The 9,910-nt window shown below is 34.6% G+C and carries 10 protein-coding genes; 3 read left to right on the top strand and 7 right to left on the bottom strand.

Going from position 1 to position 9,910, the window contains the following annotated elements; genetic code table 11:
* Nucleotides 1-3: 3 nt before the first annotated feature.
* The 5 genes from mobV to ACMX9J_RS27480 form a co-directional block, all read right to left on the bottom strand.
* Complete coding sequence (gene mobV / locus ACMX9J_RS27500; protein WP_416226455.1) at nt 4-1,422, bottom strand: MobV family relaxase; 1,419 nt, start codon at nt 1,420-1,422, stop codon at nt 4-6.
* A gap of 663 nt (nt 1,423-2,085) precedes the next feature.
* Nucleotides 2,086-2,502, bottom strand: coding sequence for an NAD(+)--rifampin ADP-ribosyltransferase (gene arr, locus ACMX9J_RS27495; RefSeq protein ID WP_416226454.1), 417 nt, complete (start codon nt 2,500-2,502; stop codon nt 2,086-2,088).
* Nucleotides 2,503-2,679: 177 nt separating this feature from the next.
* Entirely contained in the window at nt 2,680-3,219 is a 540-nt protein-coding gene (locus ACMX9J_RS27490) for a DUF3967 domain-containing protein (protein WP_416226453.1), read from the bottom strand.
* 588 nt (nt 3,220-3,807) lie between these two features.
* Complete coding sequence (locus tag ACMX9J_RS27485) at nt 3,808-4,386, bottom strand: MarR family transcriptional regulator (protein WP_047749693.1); 579 nt, start codon at nt 4,384-4,386, stop codon at nt 3,808-3,810.
* Between the two features lie 235 nt (nt 4,387-4,621).
* Nucleotides 4,622-5,131 (bottom strand): hypothetical protein, encoded by a 510-nt coding sequence (locus tag ACMX9J_RS27480; RefSeq protein ID WP_377257359.1) that lies wholly within the window; start codon nt 5,129-5,131, stop codon nt 4,622-4,624.
* 758 nt (nt 5,132-5,889) lie between these two features.
* Between ACMX9J_RS27480 and ACMX9J_RS27475 the strand changes: the two genes are divergently transcribed.
* The 3 genes from ACMX9J_RS27475 to ACMX9J_RS27465 all read left to right on the top strand — a co-directional run bounded on the left by ACMX9J_RS27475 (nt 5,890) and on the right by ACMX9J_RS27465 (nt 8,686).
* Nucleotides 5,890-6,687: a M23 family metallopeptidase gene (locus ACMX9J_RS27475; RefSeq protein ID WP_377257362.1), complete on the top strand. Its 798-nt coding sequence runs from the start codon at nt 5,890-5,892 to the stop codon at nt 6,685-6,687.
* 1,029 nt (nt 6,688-7,716) lie between these two features.
* Entirely contained in the window at nt 7,717-8,292 is a 576-nt protein-coding gene (locus ACMX9J_RS27470; RefSeq protein ID WP_377257365.1) for an MEDS domain-containing protein, read from the top strand.
* Nucleotides 8,293-8,548: 256 nt separating this feature from the next.
* Nucleotides 8,549-8,686, top strand: coding sequence for a hypothetical protein (locus ACMX9J_RS27465; protein ID WP_416226452.1), 138 nt, complete (start codon nt 8,549-8,551; stop codon nt 8,684-8,686).
* 21 nt (nt 8,687-8,707) lie between these two features.
* On the opposite strand, the gene ACMX9J_RS27460 is transcribed toward ACMX9J_RS27465, so the two are convergent.
* Together ACMX9J_RS27460 and ACMX9J_RS27455 are read right to left on the bottom strand one after the other, a co-directional pair.
* A complete protein-coding gene (locus ACMX9J_RS27460; protein WP_377257368.1) occupies nt 8,708-8,908 on the bottom strand; it encodes a hypothetical protein in 201 nt (66 codons plus the stop codon).
* Between the two features lie 305 nt (nt 8,909-9,213).
* Nucleotides 9,214-9,381: an aspartyl-phosphate phosphatase Spo0E family protein gene (locus tag ACMX9J_RS27455; RefSeq protein ID WP_047749689.1), complete on the bottom strand. Its 168-nt coding sequence runs from the start codon at nt 9,379-9,381 to the stop codon at nt 9,214-9,216.
* Nucleotides 9,382-9,910 lie beyond the last annotated feature (529 nt).

The following is a 9,910-nucleotide window of genomic DNA, read 5'->3' as shown; positions in this document are numbered from 1 at the left end:
TTTTTACCGTTCTAAGTCTTGTTCTTGGCGTTTGGATTGCTTGCGAATCCCACCGACGTATTGAAAAAATGATATTTGCTTCATCTTCTCCATATTCTTATCAATCCAATTCAAGGCTTTTTCCTTCCAAGCTTTCAATGTCTTATTCTCTTCTCTTAATTCATGAACCTGCTCATTCGCCTTGTCTAGCTTTTCTTTTGGCACATAATCCTTTATATAACCAAGATTCATCTGCGTTAAGCTCTCATTCACTTCATTTACTTGTACAAGCTCTTTTTTCGTTTTTTCATGTTTCTGCTTCTCAATCATCAAATCATCGCTGAGAGAGCTTATATGAGCTTTATATTGCGTATCTAGTTCTCTCTTAACCTCATCTTTCACATTTTCCTTTTGTTCAGCTGAAAAATCATGGACAAGCTTCTGGCGCATTTGTTTCTTAGCTTTCTCTACTTGGCCATCTTGATCCGCCACATATATCTCTAATTCTTGCTTTGTTTCACTTAAATCATGCTTCAATGTCTTATTCTCTTTTTCATAACGATCAAGCTCATGGCTCAACGCATGGGTACGCTCGTGCTCGGCCGCCAATGTTTGCTGCAGCTCTTTTGTGAGACTCATAAGCTCATGAAAATCTGCTTCTTCCACTTTCACTTTGGAACCCATGACACTCTTGGCCGCCTCTACTTCAAAAGGTTGGCTACATAACTCTTCAATACGTCTCTCGCTACGTATCTCAACGGGTGGTGCTGTTTTTAACTCCAGCAAATTATCCATATCTTTAAGCTCTTTTTCCTTATGAGCCACTAGTTGTTGCAAGTGCTTTAGCTCTTTTTGACGTTCTTGTTTCTTAAACTCATGAACACTCTTATGCTGCAGCTCGCTCGGCTCGCCCCGTTCAATGTCATAGCCACGTTTGTTCATATAGTTGTGAAAATCATCTTGGATTCTACGTATCTTCGTTTTACCATGGAAGTACTCTTTCGCCGCCAAGCGCCGATCATCCGTGATGGGCACAAAACCCACATGCATGTGTGGCGTGGCTTCATCATTATGTACCACAGCATATAAAATGTTCTGCTGACCATACTTACCGGCAATATGATCTAATGATGCTTCAAAATATTTGCGTTGCTCGTCTGACGACATCGCATGCATATACTCCGGACTGGCCGATACAAAGAACTCTGCCACCAGGACTGCATCATTTCGAATTTTTCGTTTCACACGGGTGGCCGTCATCTTCTTAATTTCTTCATGGTACTTAATTTTGTCCTCGTTTACAAAATCATAGTTGAGCATCGTTTTGGTTGAATCGATGTCTTTATTTTTACTGTTCTCGCCTTCTCGTTGGTTGTGTTTCTGGATCCCCAATATTGCGTCTTTGTGGAACTTTTGCATGCGGATAATCCCATATTTGGCCATCCCTCAATCCCCCATTTCGACCACTGTACTTGGGTCTAGCATACCACAACTTTAGATTTGGTGTAACGCACTACACCAATTTTTCATCTTCGATAAAATTGGGAGCGCGCTCTACGAGGTGGCGGTCGGTGTTCCTCCCTGTGTTTGGCTCCGCCAAAAAGAAAAAAGACATCCTAAACGGATGCCCTTTTTCTTTAAGACCGTGGACGCCGTCCACCACCTGTAAGGGGAACTCTTCCCCTTAACCCCATTAAAAAAACTCCCCCAACCCCCTCACTTTTTGAGGGGGCTCCCTCGCCGGTTGGCGTCAAACAAACGTGGTTGTTTGAGTGCCAAGAGGGTTTTAGGTCTGGAGCGTCTATCAACTCCTTAAATTCTCGACCTAACGGTCTTGCGATTTACCGTTGACAGACCTCAAATATTCATTCATATATCTTTGGCTGGTTGATGGATAGAATAGCACAATCAGTCTTGGAGGTCGTTATTTGTTCCTGAACAAAGATCCATATAGCAATATTAATAACCACAGCAATTAGTAGAAAACTTTTATTTTTATTAATAAAGGTTTCCTCCTTCAAGTCATAGTCACAATAAAGGCTGCCTTCATTGTAGGTATGTTATATGTTTACTCCAGGAATCAAGACATTATCTCTTATATGAGAATCAATCGTATATTACATTCTTTCCTTCTTCACTTAACTTTTTTAAAGATGTAAGCATATGATTTATTTCTTCATCGGAATGTCTTTCCCATGAAGCTAATTCAGCTACTATTTTCAAGGGAGATTTAGATCTATAAGAACGTGTCGGGTTTCCAGGGAATTTTTTATCGGTTAAATTCGGATCATTTTCAAAATCGCCTAATGGTTCTACAATATAAATTCTTTCTTTTGAATTAGATTTTGCTAATTCAGCACCCCATTTAGCAGCGTTTAATGTTCCAGTAAAATAGATATGGTTAGATTTTTTATCCTGATAATTAGATAAATACAATGGTTCAAGTAGATCTCCAATTTTTAGTTCTGCTTTAGTACCATGGAAAAAAGGACCAGGATCTAAGACATTTTTCTTCTCATTCATATAGCCACACCCTTTATACTTTTTGACTTGCGTATAACAGTATAAGGCCGGACATGAGTAGAAAAACAGTCTATAAATAATTTTCAAATAGGGTTATAATTAAAGTAGAGATTAAGATATTATCGGAAACAAACCATCTAAATAAAAAAGGGCTGCTAATTAATTAGCAGCCCTTTTTTATTTCCAAAATTCCCACCACTTCTTTTTCTTTTCTTCACTGGCAGCAATAAGCTTTTGAGTTTCTTGAATTCCCTTAACAGCATCTAAAAGTTCACGATCTCTATTCTCTAATTTCTTTGAAATATACTTATCTCTTTGTTGGATCTGCTTCAATAATTCTTGGTTGAATTTCATTTGTTCTTCTTTAAAATCTTCAAATTGTTTTAGTAATTGCTCATACTGTTGTGTCCCCTGATATGTCACTAATTCCTCTGTGTCGCGGTCTGACACATCCTCTTCGCCAACCGTTGATATTACTGCATTTATAGCCTGATTCAGTGACATATCAGGGTGCTTTATCAACTCTCTAATCTTACGTAAAACAATTACATCTTTATCAAAAAAACCTCTATGGCCCAACTCATTTTTATGGATATGGTACCCTGCTTTTTCAAGCAGCTGAGAATACTTACGAACAGTCGTGTTCTGTATCGCTAAAAGGGTAGCGACTTCCCTTGCTGTATAAACCTTTTGCTGTTTCTTTGTGTCACCTGACATATCGCACAACCTCCTGCTATGTCCTATGATATGTCATTCGATATATAAAAGAAAAGTTCCTTTTAAAAGATGATTTAGACTTATATTTTAAAATCACGTGACCGCCTTCGTTTTGGGGTGTGAGGCTGGCTTTAAAATAGTGTAGATATGTTATGAAAAAGAGTAGAATTTTGCACAGTTGCTCTGGCGGTTCGGCAGGTACAATGGCCGTTGTAAGCCGAGCATCTTTAACTTCGTTTTGGGTATGTTCGGCTTGGCGATATAACCACTCCTGCCGAAATTTAAAATACAAGGAGAAAAGAGTGGAGATTTTTTAAGTGATCTTCTTAAAAAATACTACTCGAACCTTGTATTTTAAATAGCCATTTTAATTTTATATTTTTAACGAAAAAAGTATAAAAAGACTCTTGCAATTCTATCAGCGAATTGCTATTTAATATAGAGTGAGAAGAGAAGACTTTTTAAACATGGCTTTAACACTTGATACTAAAGGGTTTTAGTCTAATTCCGTAGTAATGAAAAATCATTACTTTGGTAATGAAAAATCATTACTACGAAAATACAAAAAAAGAACCTTATTACAGGTTCTTAAAATAATCTAATAGGTAGATTCTTTAATTCTTTAGGTGTTTTTCTAAACATAGCTTTTAATGTTCCATTTATATTGTCTTTATCTCCAGAAAACATAATGTGAGGGTTAATAAATAAAGCATATGCCCTGACATTATTATCTTCTATTCCGCTTTCTGATCTTGCTAAAATACCTTTATCAATCAACCCTTTTATAATCGGATTTACATTTTGTTTCTTTTTTCCTAATATTTCTGCAAGATCACTTTGAGTAACGGGAAGTGAGTTAACTTGTCTAGAATCATTAACTATACAGTTAGAAGAAAATTCAACATTAGGAACTAAATCCATTAAAAAGTTTTTCTCTGCAGTAGTTAAGTATTTTATATCTCTTAAATATAAAATATTTTCTTGAATCAACTGTACAAACCTCACTTTATTCTTAATTTTTCTTTCCGGAACCAACTTCATTCCCTTTGAATTAGCTTTGGCTTGAAGTTCGTTTGCATAGTTTAATTCTTCTTCACTTAGAACTTTACCGTTTTCAATTTCTCGTAATCTAGCTTTTTTTTCGGCTTCTTGCAATGCTTTTTGCATTTTTAAATTCCTCCATTTAGTAGTGGAAGGAACTAACCTAATTGTGTTAGAATACATTTATAAAGTTATGTAGTTGAAGGTTAATCCCTTCTTAATATTTTTTAGAGAAAGTCCTCGGAGTCGTCGAAAACTTGAGGGCTTTTTCTTATGTCTAATTTTCTACCAAATCCTACATTTTTGCAAACCCTATTTGTAAAATAAACAAGAAAACTCACCTAAAATGTAGGTGAGTTTTTTAGTCTAATAACCCTTTTTCTTTAAATACTTTTCTCAAAGCTTCGTTCACCAATTCAGATTTATAACTTCTAGGAACTCGATCAATAATACTTAAAACGTCGTCATCAAAATAAAATCCTCTATATATTCTTTTAGAACGGTCTTTTGGATTCTGAAGTAAGATATCAATTGCATCTACTTTGCTAGCATTCGTACTAGCTTTCGGAAAACTAGCGCTATTACTTTCACTTTCATTCACGTGACTAATACTAGCTGCTATTTCACTAGTAGTTTGCTTTTGTTCTGCTGGCATTTTATTAGTTTTAGAAATAAGAGTATTAAAATCAACTTCTAAAGGTTCTGGCTCTTCCCCAACATAACGATAAATACTTTGCTTACTATCCCATTCATATCCTAGTTTCTTAATTCTTAATTGGATGGTACGAGTACTTACATCATACTGATCAGCTAATTCTTTAATTGTGATCTCTTTCATCATAATTCCATTTAACATCTTTTTTACCAGCATCGTACTAGCCTCCACTTCCGTTTTAAAAGTATAGTACTAGTATTCAAATGCAAAATGATATTTCCTGCTTTTACACAAGCTGTCAATTGCAAACCTGATTGTTTGAGTGCCAAGAGGGTTCAGGTTTAGAGACATTGTCAATTCCTTAATGCTCCCTACGGTCCGCTTACCATTGACAATGCAGCTTATTTCCCCCTTTGTTTTGGGGTAGAGGCTGGCTTCTTATTTTTTTAAAAGTGTTGCTAGTACTAGAGTGAAAGTGATTATTTTAGACAACTGAACAGGCGATTCGGCAGGTATACTTGCTAAAACAAGCCGATTCCCCTATATCCTTCGTTTTCGGTATGCCGGCTTGGCTAAAGGTCCAAACCTGCCGAAATTTTTTATGCAACTCGTACCTTGTGTAAAAAATAGCTTATATGTATATAAAGAAAAGAAAAAAAACACTCTTTTTCAATTATAAATTACCAGCAATGTTTTGGCTAAATATACTACCATTCTTAGTATTAGTTGTACTTTTTTCATTAATAATATTCATAAAGTTTCCTGTGTTAGCTGATCCAGCCTGCCCTTTATACTGCCAAATCGCATTCCGATCAGGGGATGTTTATTTTTTTTTTTTGCTATTTTTTCACTGAAACAAATTTTAGTAGTTGAAAAATCCCTTTTATTTTTTGCTTTTAGGACAAAAGGACAAGCACACGTAAATTTTTTTCATAGAATGTAGTGTTCTTATGCTAGAAAGGAGGTGAAAATAATTGCCGTATCAATATCAACGTACTCCCTTTAATACCACACAAACAGTTAGAATGTATCAAGGTTGTCATGGGGGTACATTTAACAATCAAGTGATTTCTAGTGCCAGAGATATAGGATTTGATGGTATTCAATATGGATCTCAAGTTTTTGCCGTAGAGGGTGGCACAGTAGTATTCATTGAAAGAAATTCCAATTGTTTTAGTAAATTCATCTCTTCAACTAAATTTGATCAAAATAACCGAGTTGATAGAAATAACCAACCAAATCCAAATTGTGGACAGGCTAATGAAGTAATAGTTAGAGGTGCTGATGGGTACTTCACTTCATATGTTCACGTTCTCCCTAGTAGTAACTTAACTGTGGGTTCCACAGTACAAGTAGGAACTCCTCTTGGGACGGTAGACAATTCAGCAATAACAACTGGACCCCATGTTCATCTTGCCCGCTTTAAACCTAACTCTAAATTTGACCCTAATAACCCTTTTGCCAGTCCTTATTGGCAGAATGGTGGAACTTGTAATTGGACGATGTTTAATGTCACGGGAATCGATATTACTCCAAAAAATGGCTGGGTATTAGATGAAGACAGTGGAACATGGTATTACTATAATAATGGCATACGCCAGACAAACCAATTTATATCAACTAACGGCATCTGGTACTATGTAAATAATTTTGGAGCCTATACAGGAAGCTATTACTACTTCGATAATACTAGACAATATTATCGCTTGTGGTGGACCCCTACACAGAGATGGTACCGCTGGAATGGATCGATGTGGGTGCTTGAATCTTAAATAAAGAGCAGTAAAATGTAATCAAAGAAAGGGGTGATTAAACATGCCTCCTAAACCTCCTGGTAAACATCATCATCGCACAAAAAAACATAAATCCTCTTCCAATAATGACTGTAATTGTCCACCAACTAATATGCAAGCAACTAATATGGGAGCAGCTAATATGCCACCTCCTAATATACCACCTCCTAATATACCACCTCCTAATATGCCACCTCCTAATATGCTGTAAGGTAGCTAATATGCTACTAAAATGGCAGTGTCTCTAAGTGTCATAATTTAAGAAAATAGTATGGGCTATCATTAAGAAACTTTTCCATCATGAATATTGTTTTATATAGTGAGCAAACTACACAAGACGCCGTGAGGCATCATAATGCTAACTCTCCAGTTTCCTTACGAGAACAGAGAAACCACTGATTAGGCCCGGTGGTTTTTTTGCTTTCAAAATTGAATATGTTTTTATCATTTGAGAAAACTACCCAAGACGCCGTAAGGCATCTACGGATTTTCTTATTCGAATTTTACACAGAAAACTTCCTTAACACGCATTGAGGGAGTTTTTCTGTTTGTATAGTTCCACTATATTAATTAAAGTTAACTAATCTTTTTAGAATATCAACGCTTGTCCAAACACTTATAATTAATTTGAATATAATAAATCATAATCATCCTATTTACGATAATAAGGAAGCTACTGGCACTTGCTGGCCAGTAGCTTTCTCTATTTTAAATTGTATATTCTATACATTCTTAGTTAACATAATCACTCTTTCCGGAAGACATCAAAAAAGAGAACCCTTTAGGAATAAGGGTTCCGATGAGGTTCTCTTTTCTTCTTTATGCAACTTTTTATACATCCTTGATATGACTACGTTTACTCGATACCCAAGTGGGAGGCGGATGTATAAAAAGTGCACGTTTTATTCATATGTTACGCTCTGATAAAGTATAAATAAAAAATTTACCACTGTATTCAACTTACATAATCCCAGTATAATTAGAAAGATAGAAGAAAGAAGGGATTATGTGTGCAAAAATAAAATGAATCAGTTATTTGAAGACCAAAAGAGTGTTCATGTACTGTATTCCTATAACGAGTCAGAAAACTATATAAAACAAATCGTAAGTTATATCCAAGATGGAATTCTTTCTGGAGATTGTATTATTCTTATTGAAAATGACCGTTTATATCCTCTCATTCATAATGAACTAAAAACACTATTGACCACAGATCAAATGAAAATGATACACCGTATTAATAATTTCGATTTCTATTATTCAAGTGGTAGTTATCATCCTCCCGCAATTCACGATTACTTCAACAAAACCGTACAACCTTATTTAGAAAAAGGAATTTCTTTCAGATCATGGGCACATGTAGAATGGAGTAGTATGGAAGACCCTTTGCATCTAATCGAAGATTTCGAAAAGATAGTGGATAACGCTGTAAACCAACTATCATTTCCATTAATTTGTGCATATAAAAGTGAGAGAATGCCAGAATACCTGAGAAATATTTTAATGGAAACACACCCTTATATTCTTGTAGAAGATGATTTAATTCTCTCTGAACAATACCCATCATCAACTGATATGAAATAAAAAAAACAATGAGTATGATTATTTAAGCGTTTTTTATTTCTTCTTTTAGATCTAGCAATGCTTTGACCCTATGACGGAAAAATGTACTCTTTATAGACATGAGATGATACTATTAATTTGCAGTTATCTTTTTGTTATTTGTTATATGTTTGAACCTTTTAAAAAAGCTATCTAATTTCTATGTAAAGCCAATGCTCATAGAAATTAGATAGCTTTTTTATGCTAATAAAAAATGTTAAAAAGGAGGAAAAATATTATGTTAACCAGAAATGAATTTTTCTTATTCAACAGAGAACTATTATTGTTACTGGATCAACACTCTACATGTATTGATTCTAGTCTAAAAGAGATGCTGGTCACCCAAATTGCTCTTATTCTTGCTGTTCTTAGCTAAATTGCATATTAATTAATCTTATTATCTTTCCATTTCTTGATCCCTACGCTTATTACGCTTGTAAATTCCCCCAACATGTTGAAAGAACGAAATCTGTTTCATTTTCTCCACATTCTTATCAATCCAATTCAAGGCTTTTTCCTTCCAAGCTTTCAATGTCTTATTCTCTTTTCTTAATTCGTGAACCTTCTCATTCGCCTTATCTAACTCTTCTTTTGGCACATAATCCTTTTATACATATACTGAACGTTTCAAATAATTGATTTTGTATACAAATATGATACATTAAAAGTCAGACTATTTTTTACAAATTTCAACGTAACCCTATTTTTGAGCAACCTCTGTAGTGGACGGGAGGTTGCTCTTTTATTTTGTATATGTAGCAACACATTAAAAACAGTCATTAATTACAGAACATGGTAATCTACTTATGTTTCATACTTCGAATACGTATGAACAAACCCTTACAAAAAAAGCAACCTCGTTCATTGGCCAATGCCGAGGTTGCTTTTTTGCTTTTAATAGCTCTATTTAATCTTTTCTAATTCATTTAACATCTCATCAATAAATTGACTAATCTCTACCGTGTTATTACTTGTAAACCCCTCTTTAAATGCCGTTTCAATCAAACATTTTCTCTCTTTTTCAATCTCAACGGTTAAAGCTTCTTTTAAGATCACTTTATGAGACTCCAATATTCCCCTCACCCATTTGCTTTTAATAGCAAAACAAATAAAGGTTGATCATTCTAAGAGCGATCAACCTTGTATTCATTTTATCTTTTTATGTTCATACAAATATTTTACAGTATACAAATGTCCTTATACAACGGAATTTTATGTTAAAATCAAAACTTGTCATACAAATTTTGATTTTTATCTTCACAACTAAAAAAGTTTGTGATATACTTCACATATAAAGATATCCATGACGAACCAGAACACTCTTGAATGTAAAATAAAAAAAGCTATTTCACTCCGATGCCAATACGATTGAAATAGCTTTTTTTATATGGATTTGACTATATTTACTAACCAGAAAAGCCATAGTGATAAGCAGTCAACAATAAATAAATATCGTAACCAGCTACAACTGCAAAAGCAATAAGTAAGAGTGTCGTTTTAATTTTGCTCAACTTCATGTCTCCTTTTTACCGTTCTAAGTCTTGTTCTTGGCGTTTGGATTGCTTGCGAATCCCACCGACGTATTGAAAAAATGATATTT

Source organism: Priestia sp. RMT2NF4, assembly GCF_047872835.1.
GTDB lineage: Bacteria > Bacillota > Bacilli > Bacillales > Bacillaceae_H > Priestia > Priestia zanthoxyli.
This window is presented reverse-complemented; position numbering and strand designations above follow the sequence as displayed.